This is a genomic window from Nonomuraea sp. NPDC004580 (assembly GCF_040609855.1).
GTDB lineage: Bacteria > Actinomycetota > Actinomycetes > Streptosporangiales > Streptosporangiaceae > Nonomuraea > Nonomuraea salmonea.
In genome coordinates, this window is the sequence record NZ_JBEXLH010000010.1 from 37,034 (window position 1) to 54,801 (window position 17,768).

Genomic DNA, 17,768 nt, shown 5'->3' on the forward strand with positions numbered 1-17,768 from the left:
ATCAGGCCAGGTCGAACCGGTCGAGGTTCATGACCTTGTCCCACGCGGCCACGAAGTCCTTGACGAACTTCTCCTTGGCGTCGTCGCAGGCGTACACCTCGGCGACCGCCCGCAGCTCCGAGTTGGAGCCGAAGACCAGGTCGGCGCGGGTGCCGGTCCACTTGACCTCGCCGGTGGCGGCGTCGCGGCCCTCGAAGGTGCTGCTGTCGTCGGACGTCGCCGTCCAGGTGGTGCCCAGGTCGAGCAGGTTGACGAAGAAGTCGTTCGTCAGCGTGCCGGGCGTCGTGGTGAGGACGCCGTGCTGGGACTGCTGGTGGTTGGCGCCGAGCACGCGCAGGCCGCCGACCAGGACGGTCATCTCGGGCGCGCTGAGCGTCAGCAGGTTGGCGCGGTCGATGAGCAGGTATTCGGCCGGCAGCCGGTTGCCCTTGCCCAGGTAGTTGCGGAAGCCGTCGGCCGTCGGCTCGAGCGCGGCGAACGACTCGACGTCCGTCTGCTCCTGCGTGGCGTCCACACGACCGGGACGGAACGGCACCTCGATCTCGAAGCCCGCGTCCTTGGCGGCCTTCTCGACGCCGACGTTGCCCGCCAGCACGATCAGGTCGGCGAGCGAGACCTGCTTGCCGCCGGTCTGCGCGCCGTTGAACGCCTTCTGGATGCCCTCAAGCGTGCCGAGCACGGTCGCGAGCCTGTCGGGGTCGTTGACCTCCCACCCGGCCTGCGGCTGCAGGCGGATGCGGGCGCCGTTGGCGCCGCCGCGCTTGTCGCTGCCGCGGAAGGACGAGGCCGACGCCCACGCGGTGGAGACCAGCTCGGAGACCGACAGGCCGGAGGCCAGAATCTGGCTCTTGAGCGTGGCGACGTCGCCGGCGTCGATCAGCTCGTACGTCCGCTCGGGCAGCGGGTCCTGCCAGATCAGCGTCTCGCTGGGCACCTCGGGGCCGAGGTAGCGCACGACCGGGCCCATGTCGCGGTGGGTCAGCTTGAACCAGGCCCGCGCGAACGCGTCGGCGAACTCGTCGGGGTGGTCGAGCCAGCGCCGGGTGATCTGCTCGTAGATCGGGTCGACCCGCAGCGACAGGTCGGTGGTGAGCATCGTCGGGGCCACCCGCTTGTTCGGGTCGTGGGCGTCGGGGACGGTGCCGTCGCCGGCGCCGTCCTTGGGCCGCCACTGCCAGGCGCCCGCGGGGCTCTTGAACAGCTCCCACTCGTAGCCGTACAGGGTCTCGAGGAAGCTGTTGTCCCACTGGGTCGGGGTGGGGGTCCAGATGCCCTCGAGGCCGCTGGTGATGGCGTCGCCGCCCTTGCCGGTGCCGTACGAGTTGCGCCAGCCGAGACCCTGCTCCTCCAGCGGCGCGGCCTCGGGGTCGGGACCGACGTGCTCGGCGGGGCCGGCGCCGTGGGTCTTGCCGAACGTGTGACCGCCGGCGATCAGCGCGGCCGTCTCCTCGTCGTTCATCGCCATGCGGCGGAACGTCTCGCGGATGTCGCGGGCGGCGGCCAGCGGGTCGGGGTTGCCGTTGGGGCCCTCGGGGTTGACGTAGATGAGGCCCATCTGGACGGCGCCGAGCGGGTTCTCCAGCTCGCGGTCACCGGAGTAGCGCTCGTCGCCGAGCCACGTGGTCTCGGGGCCCCAGTAGACGTCCTCCTCCGGCTCCCATACGTCCTCGCGGCCGCCGGCGAAGCCGAACGTCTTGAAGCCCATCGACTCCAGCGCCACGTTGCCGGCCAGGATCAGCAGGTCGGCCCAGGACAGCTTCTTGCCGTACTTCTTCTTGACCGGCCACAGCAGGCGGCGGGCCTTGTCGAGGTTGCCGTTGTCGGGCCAGCTGTTGAGCGGGGCGAAGCGCTGCTGTCCTGCGCCGGCGCCACCGCGGCCGTCACTGATGCGGTACGTGCCCGCGCTGTGCCAGGCCATCCGGATGATGAGCGGCCCGTAGTGCCCGAAGTCGGCCGGCCACCAGTCCTGGGAGGTGGTCAGCACCTCGGCGATGTCGCGCTTGACGGCCGGCAGGTCGAGGCTCTTGAACGCCTCGGCGTAGTCGAAGTCCTCGCCCATGGGGTTGGCCACGGCCGGGTTCTTCGCCAGGATCTTCAGGTTGAGCCGCTCAGGCCACCACTGACGGTTGCCGCCGCCCTGGGTGGGGTGGAGCGCGCGGTGGGCTACCGGGCAGCCGCCTCCATCCTCTGTCTTCGCGTCTGTGACGATCGCGTCGTGGTTCTCAGACAATGGGAATCCCTCCGGACTATGTGACTCAGGGTGCTCAAGAGCTGCTGGTGGCGGTGGAACAGTCGGGGCACAGGCCCCAGTAGATGACCTCGGCCTCGTCGATGGTGAAGCCGTGGTCGTCGGACGCGTGCAGGCACGGCGCGTGTCCGACGGCGCAGTCGACGTCGGCCACGGCGCCGCAGACGCGGCAGACGACGTGGTGGTGGTTGTCGCCGACCCGGCCCTCGTATCTCGCCGGGCTGCCCGCCGGCTCGATGCGGCGGACGAGGCCCGCGGCCGTGAGGGCGTTGAGCGCCTCGTACACGGCTTGGAGCGAGATGTGGCCGACGCGGTCGCGCACCCCGGAGGCGATGGCCTCGACGTCGAGGTGGTCACCGTCGCGGACGGTTTCGAGCAGCGCGACCCGGGCGGCGGTCACCCGCAGCCCGACGCTGCGTAGCTCCTCGGCGCCGGTCGGCGTCTGGGGTGCGGTCATAGCGCCCAACCTAATCACCTAAACGCGAACGATACAAGATAACGAATTATGCAATCTTAGTGTCGTTTAAAGGAACTTTGACCACTCCTTGGATCAGGGGGTCAGCGAGTCGAGCAGGGCGCGGGCGAAACCCGCCGCCGCCGCCTCGTCGTCGTCCCGTTCGCCCGGGGGCGACATGTGCTCCAGGAAGGCGTGCTGGAAGCAGGCGCCCAGCAGCAGGCCCGCCGCCGCCCGTACGTCGGCGCCGGCGCGCACCCGGCCGGCCTTCTGCTCACGGCGCAGGTAGGCGGCCACGGCCTCGTTCGCCTTGTGCGGGCCCGCGCCCTGCCGGTGCAGCTCCTCCTTGTGCGCGGACAGCGTGCCGGGGTCGGCGAAGATCGAGGCGAGCATCGGGAACCCGGCCCGGTAGAACGCGATCGCCGCTCCTGCCACGGCGGTCAGGTCCTTCTCCAGGCCGGCTCCGCCCTGGAGCGCCGCCGCCAGCGCGCCGAAACCGGGGGAGCGCTCGCGCAGGACGGCCACCAGCAGGTCGGCCTTGCTGGCGAAGTGCTTGTAGAGAGCGGCCTCGGTGAAGCCGGCCTTCCGCGCGATCTGCCTGGTCGTCGCGTTGGCCAGGCCGTGCTCGGCCATCACCGCGGCGGCGGCGTCCAGGATGACGTTCCTCGTTCCCATGTCCGATCCGGTCCCTTCGGCGGAGTTGACGTGGTTAGTAAACGCTCACTAGCATCGCCGAACAAGTTAGTGAGCGTTTACTCACCATAGGAGTCCGTCAGGTGGATCTCTTCTCGGGGGTGTCGTCGTGCGCCCGGTGACCATCACGTTGAGCACGCTGCTCGTCTTCGTCCTCGGGACCGCCGGGGTGGTCGGCTGGCTGACCTTCCTGCGGGCGCCCGACAGCCCGCCGTCCGCCGCCTGCGGCGCCGAGCCCACCCGGCCCCGCCTGGTGGCGGCCGGGGCCAGCATGACGCAGGGCTCGCTGGGCGCCGACTGGGTGGGGGCGGTGCGGGCGCGGCATCCCGCGTACGAGGTGGTCAACGCGGGCGTCAACGGCAACAAGGTCGCCGACCTGCTCGCCCGCGTCGAGACCGACGTCGTCGCCTGCCGCCCGGCCGCCGTCACGCTGCTCATCGGCACCAACGACGTACGCGACGACGTCCCGCCCGATCGTTACCGCGCCGACCTGCGCACCCTCGTCGAGCGCGTCACAACCACCGGTGCCCGCGTCGCGCTCATGTCGCTGCCCCCGCTCGGCGAGGACCTCGACACCGGGCCCAACCTCCGGCTGCCTGCCTACAACGCCGCCATCAAGGAGGTCGCCGCCGCGACGGGCGCCGACTACCTCCCCCTGTACGAGCGCATGGCCGACACCCTGAGCCAGGCCGGCCCCCGCACGCCCTACGCCTTCAGCTTCCCCCTCGCACTCACGGTCGCGGCCCAGCACCACCTGCTACGCCGCAGCTGGGACGAGATCGCGGCGTCAGGCGGCCGTATGCTGCTGGTGGACCACATCCACCTGACCGACCGCGCCGCCTCGATGGTCACCGACCTCACCGCAGCCTGGCTCACGGGCAAGCCTTGACCGCCGCGTGTCCGCCCAACGCGGAAAGGGCGTTGTGTCGCTGCCGTCGGCGGGTGGGGCGGGTTACGCTCGCGCCATGACTTGGGATCTTGACGCGCCAGGGGTGCTGCGCCTGCCGTCCGGGCGGCTGGTGCGCGGCAGGGGCCTGCGGCATCCGCTCCCGCCCGGCCCCGAGCCCGCCTTCGCCCTCTACCTGCTGGGCAAGGCCCCGCCGCCGGTCGGCTGGGAGCACCGGTGGGTGCGCTGGCCCGACTTCTGGCTGCCGTCCGACCGCCGGCAGGCCGCCGCAGATCTGCGCGAGGCGTGGGAGCGCGCCGCGTCGGAGCGTGTCGAGGTGGCCTGCGGAGGCGGCCGCGGACGCACCGGCACCGCCCTCGCCTGCCTCGCCGTCCTCGACGGCGTCCCACCCGCCGAGGCGGTCGCCTACGTCCGCACCCACTACGACCGCCACGCCGTGGAGACCCCCTGGCAACGCCGCTACGTGGCCCGCTTCGACCCTGAGCCGTCACTCGACCGGCCATGAGGCCGGCCCGGGCGCCGAGCCGCGACCGCTCGCCGCAGCATCAGGCGTCACTCGACCGTTCGTAAGATCTGTTCGATCGAGGCCGCGCGGGAGCGGAGTTCGGCGAGGTCGGCGGCGGTGCGTTGCTGGGCGTCCATGGTCTTCTCGGCGAGCTGCTCATACCGCTGCACCAGCCGGCGCAGCTCCTCCGCCTGGTCGGCCTGGCGCCGGGACTTGCGGGCGTCGAACGAGCCCACGACGACCACACTGATCAAGAACGTGACCAGAACGAGCACGCCCAGGTAGAAGATCACCTCGGGCCACGACAGTGCCATCTATGAGCCCTCCTCGGGGTCCGGCCTGGTGAGGGTCTTGGCCGCCTCGGCCAGCGCCGGCGCGGTCAGGTGCAGGTCGAAGTCGGTGACCTCGTAATACTTCATCGCCTTGCCGTCGTCGGACAGCTCAAGGGTGCCGGTGATCAGCCCGGCGGCCTCCAGCCGGCGCAGGTGCATGTGCAGCAGCGGCCGGCTGACGCCGATGACGCGGGCCAGGTGGCTGACGTAGTCGCGCCCGGCGCTCAGCTCGGCGATGATGCGCAGGCGCAGCGGGTTGGCCAGCGCCGCCAGCATCTCCACCAGGGCGTCACCCGTCGGCCCTGCCTCCGTCATAGCTTCCCATCGCGTGTGTACGGCCTTCCACCGGGACCGTAGCACCCCGGCGTCCGGCCAGGAACGACGTCGGGGGCCCGAAGGTGAGCCCCACGGCCAGGCAGATCAGCGGAATGGCGGGGATCACGTACCGGACGTCGAAGGCGGCGAGGAACGGCGGCGAGGCGACCAGCGCGAGCGCGGCGAGCCCCGGCAGCAGCGCGTCCCACCGCCGCCGCAGCGGCGCGGCCACCAGCACGCCGACCAGGACGAGCGTGAGCAGCGGGAACGGCACGTACCCGAACCGCTGGTACGCCCGCAGCCACCCGGCGAACGGCTCGACCACGCGGGTGGCGGCGGGCCCGGCTTCGTACGCCTCCGCCACCCCCCGCACCGACGAGCTGATGGGCCGCTCGGAGGAGGGCAGCTTGTACGGCGTCTTCTCGTCGGCGGAGGTCCGTTCCCAGCGGAACAGCTGCCCCAGATCGGTGACCACGGCGCCGAGGTACTCGCCCGGCTGGGCGAGGATGGCCGCCCGCGCGAACTCCCCGGCGAGCTTGTTGCGGTTGGCCGTGCCCGGCACCTTGGGCAGCGGCGAGAAGTCCTCCCACAGCCAGTAGGGCGGGTACGGCCGCTCCTCGACCGGCATGTCGGGGCAGAGCACCGCCAGCCGCTCGGGCGGCTTGATCACCCCGCAGTCGGCGAAGCTCATGGTGCGCGACCACAGGAAGTTCCCGTCCGCCTCGGTCAGCGCGTACGTCCCCTTCTCGGCTTTCATCCAGGCCGCGTACGCACCCAGCGGAAGCGCCCCGGCGACCAGCAGCGCCACCAGCGGACGCCACCCGTAGCGGCGGATCAGCAGGTAGGCGGCGGTCAGGATGAGCAGCGGCAGCCCCACGGTCCTGGTGATGCCGGCCAGGCCGAGCAGCAGCCCGCCGACGGCCGCGGTCGTGGGGGTGACCCGCCAGGTGATCAGCGCGACGGCGCCGGCGACGAGCACGATGAAGACCGCGTCCGCCATGATCATGTGCTCCAGGAGGAGCATGAACTCGTCGTAGAGCAGTGGGGTGACCAGCAGCGTCGCGCCCCAGCCCGGCAGGCCGCGGCGGCGCAGCAGGGCGTACAGGCCGACGGCGAGCCCCAGCACGAGCAGGTGCTGCAGGACCGTGACGAGCGTGAGGCTGTGGGCGGGGCGCAGCAGCGCGAGCAGCAGGGAGTAGCCGGAGGGCCGCGTCGTGCCCGGGGTCAGCTCCTCACGCAGGAAGGCGAAGGAGTCGCCGTAGAACAGGATGGCCGGCGGGAAGCCCAGCACGGCGAGCACGCGCAGCCCGATCGCCGGCAACAGGGCGATGACCAGTGCGCGATGGGCCAAGACGGATCCGCTTCCTCGTGAGTCCCGCGACCACACAATAGTGGACATCCCGGTCAGCACTCGTGGTCGTCATGACCGGCGGAGCCACGGCCGGCGCGTCCTGAAGAACGTCACCAGGAACATCACCTGGATGCCGCCCTCGACCAGGATGAGCAGCGCGGCGTCGATCGCGGCGATCGCGGGTCCGCCGTGCAGGCCGGCCCAGACGGCGGCCAGCGCGTGGACCAGCCCGTTGATGATGATCGGGCCGCCGTAGAAGGCGAAGACCGTCAGCGTGACGGAACCGCCTGCGGCGAGGGCGACGGCGTAGATCCGCACGGCCCGCCGCTCGTGCGGGGCCAGCTCACCGGTGGGGTCGGCGACCGGCGATGCGGGCTTCGTGAACGGGGTGACCGCCCGGGCGAGCAGGTACCGGACGTAGCGGAGCCCGTCCCCGAACAGGTCCTTGCACCGGAGCAGGTCGCGCAGCACGAAGTAGAGGTCGGTGCGCATGTAGATCTGGGCCTGGAGGGGCAGGGACAGCAGCGCGGTCAGGATGAAGGCCCGCAGCAGCGCATCGGCGAAGCCCGGCAGCGGCAGGTACGCCACGGCCAGCAGCATCGTGGCGATGAGGAGGAGGTCGGAGGCCATCCCGGCCAGGTACACGCGGTAGCGGTGCCTGCGGGGCACCCCCCAGATGGCGGTGACGTCGGTCTGCACGACGAGGTAGTGCAGCCGGGTGCCGAACGCGATGCGTGCGGGAGCGCCGAGCGAACGCGCCGCCAGCAGGTGCATCATCTCGTGCACGCTCGCGAGCACGGAGAAGAAGGCCGTGTTGACCAGCACGGAGAGCCCGGTGTACTCGCTCCAGAAGAAGTCACGGTGATGGGGGAACAGCTCCGGCCGCACGACGACGGTCAGCGCCGCGGCCGCGACGACGGCGAGCCAGGCCAGCCTGACGGGCCTGGCGAAGAGCCACCGTACGTGCCGCTCGGTGATGCCGGGGAAGTGGGCGGCCTTCGGCGCGGTCCCCGGCAGCGGCAGCCCGTCGATCTCGGCCACGAACTCGAGGTCGGCGAGCGACTCCACGAAGTCGGCCACGTCCAGCTCGACGTCGTGCTCGTCGGCGATGACGGCTTCGACGTCCGCGACGGGCCGCCCCTCGCCGAGCAGCCGGATCACCTCGCCGCACACCGCGGGCAGCTCGACGAACTCGCCGAGGTCCGGGCGGCCGGCCACGATCATCTCCGGGTCGTCGTCATCAGGACGGACGACGAGCGGGTGCAGGCGTACGACGCTGCCCGCGCCGACCTCGGCCGCCGGGACGCTCACCCGGCCCCCGGCCCGCACATCGGGCAGTCGTCGTCGCGCGGGACGTCGATGAAGTACTGGTGGTCCCAGACGGCCATGTTCCAGTGGAAGACCCGGCCGCGGGTCTGTGCCGGCAGGCCGCCGAGCTGGTACAGCACCTCCAGCGCGCAGAGGTGGCCGCTGATGTTCGCGCTGGCCGCGACCACCGCGTTCGGCCGTGACTCCGGCAGCAGCCGCCCCAGCTCCTTCTCCTTGCGGGCCTCCTCCTGCCGGTCCAGGCAGGCCCAGCAGCCGGTCTCGCCGGGCACGAACGAGCCCACGACGACCATCGGTCCGGTGTAGAGGCTCATGAACCACGGGGTGCCGGTCCGCAGGGCGGCCTCGTTGGTCCACGCGACGATCTCCGGATGGGGCTCGTCGGCGCACAGGACGAACAGGTCGTGGCCGCTCATCAGCTCCACGACGTCGGCGGGGCCGGTCACCTTGGTGTCGCTGCCGGTCACCGCGACCGCGCCGTTCATGGCCCGCAGCCGGGCGACGGCCTGGTCGACCTTGGGCTTGGTCACGTCCGACTCGGCGTACAGGAGCTGGCGGGTCAGGTTCGACTCTTCGACGCGGTCGAAGTCGGCGATCCGCAGCGCGCCGATGCCGCTCGCGACCAGTCCCGCCGCCACGGCCGATCCGGTGCCGCCGACGCCGAGCAGGCTCACCCGGGCCGCCTTGATCCTGGACTGGATCTCGTGCGGTGAGGTCCGTGGCGTGGTGTCGATCCAGCTGAAGAAGTGGCGCGCCGATGCGTACCTGGCGAGGTCGCGTTCGGTGAGGTTCGCCGGTACGGGTGCTCCGGCGTCCTCGATGAAGCCGCCCTCGATCAGGCCGTCGATGACCTCGCGCACGCTGTCGTCGTCCACGTCGGGACGGGTCGCGGTGAAGTCGGCGCAGATCTGTTCGACCGTCCTGGTGCCGTCCATGAGGGTCACGATCGCGGCGATGCTGCCCTCGTCGTCGTCGGCGATCTCGGAGGCCACCCCGAACTGGGACAGTCCGATGACGATGCGGTTGCCCGGCAGCAGGAACGGCTGGTGCACGCGTTTGACCCTGGGCAGGCGCACGTCGTCACCTTCTCCTTCCAGTCCCTGACAAGCGGAACCGGCCGGACGAACGCCGACCGGTTCCGGTATGTCAGTAGATCAACCGCTCTGTCCGCCGCGGTTGATGGTGGTCTCGATCTTCTCGAGCTTCCTGATCTTGACCTCGAGCTTCTTCTTCTTCATCGACATCTCCTCGCTCTCGATCTCAAGCCGGGGAGACTCCCCGAACGACGGCGGGCGAGGGACACGCACCTCAACCTGAGTCTCACTCGCCACTCTTGGTGGGCAAGATCTTGACACTTGCGTGATATAGCCGTCAATGCCGTATTTTTTCGTGCTTGTGGTAGCTATTTCCGAATGCCATTCTGAAAATAGGTTCCGGAGAAGCCGCACGCCGCCGGAGGGGATGCATGACCGTCGCCGACCGTCCCGCCTTCGACAAGGACGCGCTCCGCCGCAGATATCGCGAAGAGCGTGACAAGCGGCTCAGGCCCGACGGCAACGACCAGTACATCCGCCTGACCGGCCGCTTCGCCCACTACCTCAAAGACCCCTACATCCCCGTCACCGAGCGCCCGCCGAGGACCGACCACGTGACGGTCGCGTTCATCGGCGGCGGCTTCGCGGGGCTGCTCACCGGCGCCCGGCTCAAGGAGGCCGGCGTCACCGACGTGCGCATCGTGGAGAAGGGCGGCGACTTCGGCGGCACGTGGTACTGGAACCGCTACCCGGGCGCGCAGTGCGACACGGCGTCGTACGTCTACATGCCGCTGCTCGAAGAGACCGGCCACATGCCGACCGAGAAGTACGCGCACGCTTCCGAGATCCTGGAGCACTGCCGCCGCATTGGCAAGCACTTCGGCCTGTACGACAACGCCCTCTTCCACACCGAGGTCCTGGACCTGGAGTGGGACGAGGCCCGCTCCCGCTGGCTCATCCGCACCGATCGCGGCGACGCGTTCACCGCGCAGTTCGTCGCCATGGGTATCGGCCCGCTGCACGTCCCCAAGCTGCCCGGCATCCCCGGCATCGACGACTTCGCCGGACATTCCTTCCACACCAGCCGCTGGGACTACGCCTACACCGGCGGCGACCCCTCGGGCGCGCCCCTCGACCGGCTGGGCGACAAGCGGGTGGCGCTCATCGGCACCGGCGCGACGGCCGTCCAGTGCGTGCCGCACCTGGCCAGGGCCTGCCGCGAGCTGTACGTCTTCCAGCGCACGCCCTCCTCCGTCGACGTCCGCGACAACCGGCCCACCGACCCCGAGTGGTTCGCCTCGATCGCGACGCCCGGCTGGCAGCAGCGCTGGCTGGAGAACTTCACCGCCAACCAGACCGGCGGCCTGGCCGACGAGGACCTGGTGATGGACGGCTGGACCGACATCGCCCGCCGCTTCCGCGCGAAGATCAGCGCGCTGCCGCCCGGCCAGGTGACGCAGGAGAGCGTGCTGGCCGCGTTCGAGGACGCCGACTTCGAGAAGATGGAGGAGATCAGAGCCCGGGTGGACGCGGTCGTCCGCGACCCGGAGACCGCGCGCCGGCTCAAGGCGTGGTACCGCCAGCTCTGCAAACGCCCCTGCTTCCATGACGAGTACCTCCAGGCGTTCAACCTGCCGGGCACCCGCCTGGTGGACACCGACGGCAAGGGCGTCGAGCGGATCACCGAGCGCGGCGTCGTGGTGGCCGGCCGCGAATACGAGGTGGACTGCGTCATCTACGCCTCCGGCTTCGAGGTCGGCACCGACTACACCCGCCGCGCCGGCTACGACGTCAAAGGCCGCGGCGGCGTGCGGCTGTCGCAGCGCTGGGCCGACGGCATGCGCACGCTGCACGGCATGCACGTGCACGGCTTCCCCAACGTCTTCATCGTCCAGCCGGCCCAGGGCGCCAACCTCATCTCCAACATCCCACACAACTTCACCGAGGCGGGCAGGACCATCGCCGCCATCGTCAAGCACGCCGTCGAGCACGGCCACACGCAGGTCGAGGCCACGCGGGAGGCCGAGGACGCCTGGATCGAGCTGCTGCTGTCGGGCACGGGCCGGCTCATGGGCTCACCCGACTGCACGCCCGGCTACTACAACAACGAGGGCCGCGACCTCGGCCTGAAGTCGTGGCTGAACGTGGGACACCCGCAGGGCGCGATGGCCTACTTCGCCTACATCGACCGCTGGCGCACCTCTGGTGAGTTCGCGGGCCTGACGTTCAGAAGCTAGACCCTGCACTACTGACCCCACCCCTCACCAGCGGTTACGGTCGCAGAATGCTCAACAGGACCGCGCTGGAAGCCCTCACGCGACGGCCGCTGCCGTTCCTGGCCTCCGCCTGGCCGTGGCGCGCCGCCGCGTACCTGCTGGCCAGCGTGGTGCCCGGTGTGGCGGCGGGGGTCACGGTGGCGGCGACCGTGCCGGCCGCCGGCCTCACGCCGTACCTGGGCGTCGTGACGGCGCCCGTCGCGCTCGCGCTGACCGTCCTGCCCGTCGCCGCCTTCGAACGCGTCCGCCTGCGCCTGGTCGATCGGGTCGAGGTGCCCAGACCGCCCGACCGGCGTAAACGGGAGGCGGGGCTCGCGGTCATGACCGTGCTGGCGCTGTGGTGGATCGACCTCGTCATGCTCGCCTTCACGGTCGGCGGGCCCGTGGTGCTCATCCTCACGCCGGTCGTGCAGTCCGACCTCAACGCCGTGGCCGGCACGGCGGGATCCGTGATGGGGGTGCTGCTGCTGCCGGTGGCGGCGTACACGATCACGGCCTGGAGCGGGGCGCGGGGCGCGATGGTGCGTGCGGTGCTGGCGCCGCAGGACTCCGAGCTGAGCGAGGTGCTGCGGTCGCGGGCCCGGCTGGTGGACGCGTTCGAGATGGAACGCCGCAGGATCGAGCGTGACCTGCACGACGGCGCCCAGCAGCGGCTGGTGGCCCTTTCCATGACGCTGGGCGTGGCCAAGCTGGACCTCGTGGCCGACTCCGACCTGGGCCGGCTCATCGCGCAGGCCCACGACGAGGCCAAGCGGGCGCTCGCCGAGCTGCGCGAGCTGATCAGGGGCGTGCACTCCCAGGTGCTCACCGACCGGGGGCTCGCGGCGGCGGTGCACGACGTGGCGGGCCGCTCGCCGGTTCCGGTCGCGGTGGATCTCGACCTGCCAGGACGCCTGCCCGCGCCGGTCGAGGTGACCGCCTACTACGTGGTCAGCGAGGCGCTGGCCAACCTCGCCAGGCACAGCGGCGCCACCCGTGGCTCGGTCACCGGCCGGGTCGAGCGCGGCACGCTGGTCGTCGAGGTGCGCGACGACGGCGCGGGCGGCGCCGACCCGGCGAAGGGCACGGGGCTGACCGGCCTGGCCGACCGGCTGGCCGTGGTGGACGGCAGACTGTCGCTGTCGAGCCCGCAGGGCGGCCCGACGCTCGTCCGGACGGAGATCCCGTGCTGATCATCGAGGAGGACCTGTGCGCGTGGTGATCGCCGAGGACGCCGTGCTGCTGCGCGAGGGCATCGCGGGGCTGCTCGACCGGTTCGGCCACACCGTGGAGGCCGCGGTCGGCGACGCGCCCGCCCTGGTCGAGGCCGTGGCCGAGCACCGTCCCGACGCCGTGGTGACCGACGTGCGGATGCCGCCGGGCTTCTCGGACGAGGGCCTGCGGGCGGCGCTGGAGCTGCGCGGGCGCTTCCCCGAGCTGGCGGTGCTGGTGCTCAGCCAATACGTCGAGCAGACGTACGCGGCAGAGCTGCTGGAGCCGGGCGGCGGCGCCGGCATCGGCTACCTGCTCAAAGACCGCATCGGCGACGTACGCGAGTTCGTGGACGCCCTCGACAGGGTGGCCGCGGGCGGCACGGTCGTGGACCCCGAGGTGGTGCGCCAGCTGCTGCGCCGGCGGCGCGACCCGCTGTCCCGGCTGACCCCGCGCGAGCTGGAGGTGCTCGGCCTGATCGCCGAGGGCCGCGCGAACGCCTCGATCGCGGCCGGGCTGCACGTCACGGAGGCGGCCGTGGCCAAGCACATCGCGAACATCTTCGCCAAGCTCGACCTGCCGCCCGCCTCCGACGGGCATCGGCGGGTGCGGGCGGTGCTGGCGTACCTGCGGGGCTGATCGTTCCCCTGGAGGCTCATGTCGTGACTAAGTAGGGTTTGATGCCATGAACGAGCAGTGGCAGGAGATCGGCGACCGGGTCTACGTACGACGCCACCGGTCGTACGACCTGAACACGGGGCTGATCGTCGGCGACGGGCACTGCCTGGTGCTCGACACCCGGAGCTCCCACCGCGAGGGCGCCGACCTGGCCGAGGCCGTCCGGCGCGTCACCCCCTACCCCTGGACGATCGTCAACACCCACTCCCACTTCGACCACTTCTTCGGCAACGCGATGTTCGGCCCCGCCGCCGAGATCTGGGGCCACACCAGGTGCGCCGAGGAGATCGAGCGCTACGGCGAGCAGCAGCGCGAGGGCATGATCAGGAGCAGGCCCGAGCGGCGCGAGGAGTGGGAAGAGGTCACGATCGTGCCGCCCGACCACACGTTCAGCAGCGCCGCGAGCCTCGACATCGGCGGCCGCATCGTGCACCTGCGGCACTTCGGGCTCGGCCACAGCAGCAACGACATCGTGGCGCAGGTGCCGGACGCGGGCGTGCTGTTCGCCGGTGACCTGGTGGAGGAGGGGGCGCCGCCGGCGTTCAGCGACTCCTACCCGCTCGACTGGCCGGTCACGCTGGACGCGATGCTGGCCGAGATGCCCGAGCCGGTGATCGTGCCGGGGCACGGCGCGGTGGTCGATCGGGCGTACGCGCAGGCGCAGCAGGAGGAGCTGGCGCTGGTCGCCGAGCTGGCCGAGAAGGCCCACGTGGAGGGGCTGCGCGACTCGATCAGGCTCTTCCCCTACCCCGAGGAGGTCTCCCGTCAGGCGGTCGAGCGGGCGTTCATGCAGCTCGACGCCTTTTCAGACGCCAGGCCAGACGCCAGGCCAGACGCCTGACCAGCCGTCTGACCAGCCGTCTGACCAGCGGGGAAGCGCGCCACGAAGCCCGCGTCGTCGTAGACGAGCGTGCCGCCGTGCAGGTGCGCGATGTCCCTGGCGATGGGCAGGCCCAGCCCCGCGCCGCCCGCGTCCCTGGCCCGCGCCTCGTCCAGCCGGGTGAACCGGCCGAACACCGCCTCCCGCTGATCCCCCGGGATGCCGGGCCCGTCGTCGCTCACGACCAGCACCGCGTCCCCGTCCTCGGCGGCCACCCGCACCCGTACGGTGGCGCTCGCGTGCCGTACGGCGTTGTCCACCAGGTTCGTCACCAGGCGATCGAGATGCCCGCTCGACCCCGGCAGCACCACGTCAGGCGCGACGTCCAGCTCCACCCGCACGTCGGGCCGCCGCCTGGCCCGCAGCGCCGCCTCGGCCGCCACCTGACCCAGGTCGATCTCGCCGCTGCGCAGCGGCTCGCCCGCGTCCAGCCGGGCCAGCATGAGCAGGTCGGCGGCCAGCGACTGGAGGCGTTCGACGTCGGCCAGCGCCTCGGCGGTCAGCTCGCTCGGCTCGGCCAGCTCCAGCCGGGCCCGCAGGGTCGCGATGGGGCTGCGCAGCTCGTGCGCGGCGTCGGCCACGAACCGCTTGTGCTGCTCCACGGCCGTCTCCAGCCGGTCGAGCGTGCCGTTCACGGTGGTCGCCAGCGCCGCGATCTCGTCCTTCGAGCGCGGCACCGGCACCCGCCTGTGCAGGTCGCGGGCCGTGATGTCGGCCACCTTCGCCCTGATCGCGGCCACCGGGCCGAGCGCGCGGCCCACCGACAGCCAGGTCACCCCGGCCACCACGGCCAGCAGGGCAGGCACGCCGGGCAGCAGCGCGCCGTAGACCGTGCGCAGCGCCTGCTCGACGCCCTCCAGCGAGACCCGCGACAGCAGCGTGGCGGGGCCGTCGGCGGTGGCCACCTCGACGGCCGCGACGGCGTACTCGCTCGGCCTGGCCCACTCCGTGGCCGCCGCCCGCCGGGTCAGCAGCACGTCGGGGTCGGCCACCCGCAGCGCCACACCCTCCTGCGGGGCGCTCGTCGAGGCGTCCGCGCGCACGCCCGTCCTGATCGCTTCGATGGGCGTGAGCTCCAGCGTCTCCGCGTACGGGGCCGCCGCCGTCGCCTTCCTCGCCGCCTCCGCGTCGGCGCTGCTCACCAGCGTGCCGCGCAGCGACACCACCAGCACCAGGGCCGCCGCGCCCAGGGCGACCGCCACGACGAGCGTGGCCGCCGCCGTCGCCCGTACCCGCACCGAGGACAATCCAGGCGAGATCCGCCGCCACAGCCTCATGCCGCCTCCAGCCGGTACCCGGCGCCGCGCACGGTCATCAGCGTCGTCTTCCCGAACGGCAGGTCGATCTTGCGGCGCAGCGCGCTGATGTAGACCTCCACGATGTTCGGGTCGCCGTCGTAGCTGAAGTCCCACGCCTGGGCCAGCAGCTCGCTCTTGGAGACCACCTCGCCGGCCCGCCGGGCGAGCGCGTGCAGCACGGCGAACTCCTTGGGCGTCAGCGCGATCTCCGCCTCGCCTCGGCGGCAGCGCAGCCCGGCCGGGTCGATGACGAGGTCGCCGACGGTGAGGGAGACCGGCCGCTCCCGCCCGCCCCGCCGCACCAGCGCGCGCAGCCGGGCCAGGAGCACCACGTACGAGAACGGCTTGGCCAGGTAGTCGTCGGCCCCGTTGTCCAGCGCCTCGGCCTCGTCGTAGACGCCGTCCTTGGCGGTGAGCATCATGATCGGCGTCCAGTCGCCGGCCTCGCGCAGCCGGGAGCAGACGGCGTAGCCGTTCATCCTGGGCAGCATCACGTCGAGGACGATCACGTCGTACGCGTTCTCGGTGGCCAGCCACAGCCCGTCGCGCCCGTCGTGGGCGACGTCGACCGCGAAGCCCTCGCCGGACAGCCCGCCCTTGATCAGGTCGGCCAGCCGCTCCTCGTCCTCCACCAATAAGACTCGCACGCCACCCAGCCTGCCTCAGCGCACCTAAAGCGAAGCTGAAGATCGTTTCGGCTGCCTTCAGGATCACTTCAGGTGCGCGGGGCCAGTCTCGGAGCCGTCCGACCGATTCCGATCAAGGAGAATCCATGTTCAAGCGACGTCTCGCGGTGCTGGGCGCGGCGGCCGTGCTCGCCGTCACCGGCCTGGGCGGCTCCGCGCTGGCCGACGGCGCGAGCCCGGCCGGCGTGGTCCGCTCGCCCGCGCCAGGCGTGAAGGTGACCTGCACGACCGCGGACGGCAAGGTCGTCGAGCTGGCCCAGGCGATGCCGGCCAGTGAGATCGGCAGCCACGAGGCCGCGGAGGCGCGGCCGTCCGGGCAGGTCGAGGCGCTCAAGGAAGGGGTCCACGCCGAGGTCGCCGATACGGTGGAGTTCCTGCCCGTACGGGTCGCGGCGATCGCGGAGGGCTTCGCGCAGGCCCCTGCCGGGAACCCGGCTGAGGCCATCGCGATCTCCTGTGAGCGCGCCGACCAGTAGCCGCCGCTCACCCGGTGAACGACGGGTGCGGCCCCAGTGCCCAATACTCGAACAGGCCGTGGCCGACCAGCCCGTCGTACTCGAAGCGCCCGACGGCGTCCACCATCCCCCACATCTTGGGGGCGTCGTCGGGCAGCCGGTACGTCACCCCCTGCACGACCGGCCCTGGCCCCTGGTACATGCCGTGCCGCCAGTCCTGCTCCAGCCCGTAACCGGTGCCGACCATGAGGCGCACCGGCAGCAGCGGCGTGCAGCGCACGTCGAACGGCTTGCCCCCTGGCGGCGCGAACGTGAGGACGGCCTCGACGACGTCGCGGGTGCCGGGGGCGTAGACCGGGCGGTACTCCGGCCTGCCGAGGTACTCCTCCTCGCGGCCGTCGGACCACACGCGTACGGCCTCCTCCAGCACCCGGCGGCCCCGCTCGTCCTCCTGCACGATGCAGAGCACGGCGTGGTCGTCGAACTGCATCGGCGCGTAGAGCCAGTAGAACGTCCCCGGTCCGGTGGCCTGGATGCCGGGCGGTTCCGGCTCGCCGACGGGCCTGACGCCCCAGCTGCGGTCCCTGGTGCCCGTCCAGCGGTCGGGGGTGACCTCGATCTCCCGCTCGCCGAGCGTGATGTGTCCCGTCCACCGGCCGGTCTGCGCCATGCGCATCGAGTCGAAGACCACCCGCTCCTGGCGGCGCAGGAAGTGGCGGGGTTCGAGGGTGGCCGGGATCGTCCCCTCCCAGTGCAGGTCGAAGGAGAGGCCGTGCTCGTTCGGCTCCAGGACCACCCTGAGCCGCTTGAGCCCCTCGACGACCTTCACCCCGAAGGGGCCGATCCGCGTGTCCATCCGGTCGGCGCCCAGCTCGCGCGAGGCCCGTACGACGCGGTGCAGGTCCTGGGTGCGGACGCAGGCGAAGGCGTCGGTGACGCCGAGGTTGGGGTACTGGCCGAGGCCGACGATCAGCATCAGCTCGTCCGAGGCGGCGTGGCAGTTGAAGTAGTAGCGGTCGTAGAAGTTGCGGTCGCCGGTGGTCACGTGCCGCATGACCTGGGCCGCCTGGTGGACGGGGTGGTCGTCGAGGGGTGACAGCGTCATGCCGGGTTTGTAACAAGCGCTTGGTCGTACGTCA

The 17,768-nt window shown here is 71.5% G+C and carries 19 protein-coding genes; 7 read left to right on the plus strand and 12 right to left on the minus strand.

Annotation, left to right across the window (positions count from 1 at the left end):
• Position 1: 1 nt before the first annotated feature.
• The 3 genes from katG to ABZW11_RS13440 form a co-directional block, all read right to left on the minus strand.
• Positions 2–2,230 (minus strand): catalase/peroxidase HPI, encoded by a 2,229-nt coding sequence (gene katG / locus ABZW11_RS13430; RefSeq protein WP_355415964.1) that lies wholly within the window; start codon positions 2,228–2,230, stop codon positions 2–4.
• 34 nt (positions 2,231–2,264) lie between these two features.
• Positions 2,265–2,705 (minus strand): Fur family transcriptional regulator, encoded by a 441-nt coding sequence (locus ABZW11_RS13435; RefSeq protein WP_345393356.1) that lies wholly within the window; start codon positions 2,703–2,705, stop codon positions 2,265–2,267.
• A gap of 93 nt (positions 2,706–2,798) precedes the next feature.
• Entirely contained in the window at positions 2,799–3,377 is a 579-nt protein-coding gene (locus ABZW11_RS13440) for a helix-turn-helix domain-containing protein (RefSeq protein WP_355415967.1), read from the minus strand.
• Between the two features lie 136 nt (positions 3,378–3,513).
• Here ABZW11_RS13440 and ABZW11_RS13445 point away from each other — a divergent pair, with 136 nt between their 5' ends.
• Positions 3,514–4,284 carry a GDSL-type esterase/lipase family protein gene (locus tag ABZW11_RS13445; RefSeq protein ID WP_355415969.1) on the plus strand — a complete coding sequence of 257 codons (771 nt, stop codon included), beginning with the start codon at positions 3,514–3,516 and terminating at the stop codon, positions 4,282–4,284.
• Positions 4,285–4,360: 76 nt separating this feature from the next.
• Complete coding sequence (locus ABZW11_RS13450) at positions 4,361–4,807, plus strand: protein phosphatase (RefSeq protein ID WP_355415971.1); 447 nt, start codon at positions 4,361–4,363, stop codon at positions 4,805–4,807.
• Between the two features lie 47 nt (positions 4,808–4,854).
• On the opposite strand, the gene ABZW11_RS13455 is transcribed toward ABZW11_RS13450, so the two are convergent.
• From ABZW11_RS13455 to ABZW11_RS13480, 6 genes are all read right to left on the minus strand, one after another.
• Positions 4,855–5,121: a hypothetical protein gene (locus tag ABZW11_RS13455; RefSeq protein WP_355415973.1), complete on the minus strand. Its 267-nt coding sequence runs from the start codon at positions 5,119–5,121 to the stop codon at positions 4,855–4,857.
• Positions 5,122–5,454, minus strand: coding sequence for a winged helix-turn-helix domain-containing protein (locus ABZW11_RS13460; RefSeq protein WP_355415975.1), 333 nt, complete (start codon positions 5,452–5,454; stop codon positions 5,122–5,124). It lies immediately after the preceding gene.
• A complete protein-coding gene (locus ABZW11_RS13465) occupies positions 5,429–6,805 on the minus strand; it encodes a hypothetical protein (protein WP_355415977.1) in 1,377 nt (458 codons plus the stop codon). The genes ABZW11_RS13460 and ABZW11_RS13465 overlap by 26 nt, the downstream gene beginning before the upstream one ends.
• Positions 6,806–6,874: 69 nt before the next feature.
• Positions 6,875–8,116, minus strand: a complete 1,242-nt coding sequence (locus ABZW11_RS13470; protein ID WP_355415979.1) for a hypothetical protein — start codon at positions 8,114–8,116, stop codon at positions 6,875–6,877.
• Positions 8,113–9,207, minus strand: coding sequence for a TOMM precursor leader peptide-binding protein (locus ABZW11_RS13475; protein WP_355415981.1), 1,095 nt, complete (start codon positions 9,205–9,207; stop codon positions 8,113–8,115). The genes ABZW11_RS13470 and ABZW11_RS13475 overlap by 4 nt, the downstream gene beginning before the upstream one ends.
• 78 nt (positions 9,208–9,285) lie before the next feature.
• Positions 9,286–9,438 carry a hypothetical protein gene (locus tag ABZW11_RS13480; protein WP_355415983.1) on the minus strand — a complete coding sequence of 51 codons (153 nt, stop codon included), beginning with the start codon at positions 9,436–9,438 and terminating at the stop codon, positions 9,286–9,288.
• Between the two features lie 158 nt (positions 9,439–9,596).
• On the opposite strand from ABZW11_RS13480, the gene ABZW11_RS13485 reads away from it, so the two are divergent.
• The 4 genes from ABZW11_RS13485 to ABZW11_RS13500 are packed head-to-tail and all read left to right on the plus strand — an operon-like array spanning position 9,597 to position 14,151.
• Positions 9,597–11,402 carry an NAD(P)/FAD-dependent oxidoreductase gene (locus ABZW11_RS13485; RefSeq protein ID WP_355415985.1) on the plus strand — a complete coding sequence of 602 codons (1,806 nt, stop codon included), beginning with the start codon at positions 9,597–9,599 and terminating at the stop codon, positions 11,400–11,402.
• 47 nt (positions 11,403–11,449) lie between these two features.
• Complete coding sequence (locus ABZW11_RS13490) at positions 11,450–12,613, plus strand: histidine kinase (protein ID WP_355415987.1); 1,164 nt, start codon at positions 11,450–11,452, stop codon at positions 12,611–12,613.
• 16 nt (positions 12,614–12,629) lie between these two features.
• On the plus strand, positions 12,630–13,271 hold the full coding sequence (locus tag ABZW11_RS13495; RefSeq protein ID WP_355415989.1) for a response regulator transcription factor: 642 nt from the start codon (positions 12,630–12,632) through the stop codon (positions 13,269–13,271).
• Positions 13,272–13,317: 46 nt separating this feature from the next.
• Positions 13,318–14,151, plus strand: a complete 834-nt coding sequence (locus ABZW11_RS13500) for an MBL fold metallo-hydrolase (RefSeq protein ID WP_355415991.1) — start codon at positions 13,318–13,320, stop codon at positions 14,149–14,151.
• On the opposite strand, the gene ABZW11_RS13505 is transcribed toward ABZW11_RS13500, so the two are convergent.
• Both ABZW11_RS13505 and ABZW11_RS13510 read right to left on the minus strand, forming a co-directional pair.
• Entirely contained in the window at positions 14,076–15,467 is a 1,392-nt protein-coding gene (locus tag ABZW11_RS13505; protein ID WP_355415993.1) for an ATP-binding protein, read from the minus strand. The genes ABZW11_RS13500 and ABZW11_RS13505 overlap by 76 nt on opposite strands.
• On the minus strand, positions 15,464–16,135 hold the full coding sequence (locus ABZW11_RS13510) for a response regulator transcription factor (protein WP_345393401.1): 672 nt from the start codon (positions 16,133–16,135) through the stop codon (positions 15,464–15,466). Before ABZW11_RS13510 ends, ABZW11_RS13505 begins: the two co-directional genes overlap by 4 nt.
• 125 nt (positions 16,136–16,260) lie before the next feature.
• Between ABZW11_RS13510 and ABZW11_RS13515 the strand changes: the two genes are divergently transcribed.
• Positions 16,261–16,650, plus strand: coding sequence for a hypothetical protein (locus ABZW11_RS13515; RefSeq protein ID WP_355415995.1), 390 nt, complete (start codon positions 16,261–16,263; stop codon positions 16,648–16,650).
• Between the two features lie 7 nt (positions 16,651–16,657).
• Here ABZW11_RS13515 and ABZW11_RS13520 read toward each other — a convergent pair whose 3' ends face one another.
• Positions 16,658–17,734, minus strand: a complete 1,077-nt coding sequence (locus ABZW11_RS13520; protein WP_355415997.1) for a hypothetical protein — start codon at positions 17,732–17,734, stop codon at positions 16,658–16,660.
• Positions 17,735–17,768 lie beyond the last annotated feature (34 nt).

Excerpts from the sequence above, each read along its gene's own strand:
- ABZW11_RS13435 (WP_345393356.1), bottom strand. The coding sequence starts at position 2,705 with ATGACCGCACCCCAGACGCCGACCGGCGCCGAGGAGCTACGCAGCGTC.
- ABZW11_RS13440 (WP_355415967.1), bottom strand. The coding sequence starts at position 3,377 with ATGGGAACGAGGAACGTCATCCTGGACGCCGCCGCCGCGGTGATGGCC.
- ABZW11_RS13450 (WP_355415971.1), top strand. The coding sequence starts at position 4,361 with ATGACTTGGGATCTTGACGCGCCAGGGGTGCTGCGCCTGCCGTCCGGG.
- ABZW11_RS13455 (WP_355415973.1), bottom strand. The coding sequence starts at position 5,121 with ATGGCACTGTCGTGGCCCGAGGTGATCTTCTACCTGGGCGTGCTCGTT.
- ABZW11_RS13460 (WP_355415975.1), bottom strand. The coding sequence starts at position 5,454 with ATGACGGAGGCAGGGCCGACGGGTGACGCCCTGGTGGAGATGCTGGCG.
- ABZW11_RS13485 (WP_355415985.1), top strand. The coding sequence starts at position 9,597 with ATGACCGTCGCCGACCGTCCCGCCTTCGACAAGGACGCGCTCCGCCGC.
- ABZW11_RS13490 (WP_355415987.1), top strand. The coding sequence starts at position 11,450 with ATGCTCAACAGGACCGCGCTGGAAGCCCTCACGCGACGGCCGCTGCCG.
- ABZW11_RS13500 (WP_355415991.1), top strand. The coding sequence starts at position 13,318 with ATGAACGAGCAGTGGCAGGAGATCGGCGACCGGGTCTACGTACGACGC.
- ABZW11_RS13505 (WP_355415993.1), bottom strand. The coding sequence starts at position 15,467 with ATGAGGCTGTGGCGGCGGATCTCGCCTGGATTGTCCTCGGTGCGGGTA.
- ABZW11_RS13515 (WP_355415995.1), top strand. The coding sequence starts at position 16,261 with ATGTTCAAGCGACGTCTCGCGGTGCTGGGCGCGGCGGCCGTGCTCGCC.
- ABZW11_RS13520 (WP_355415997.1), bottom strand. The coding sequence starts at position 17,734 with ATGACGCTGTCACCCCTCGACGACCACCCCGTCCACCAGGCGGCCCAG.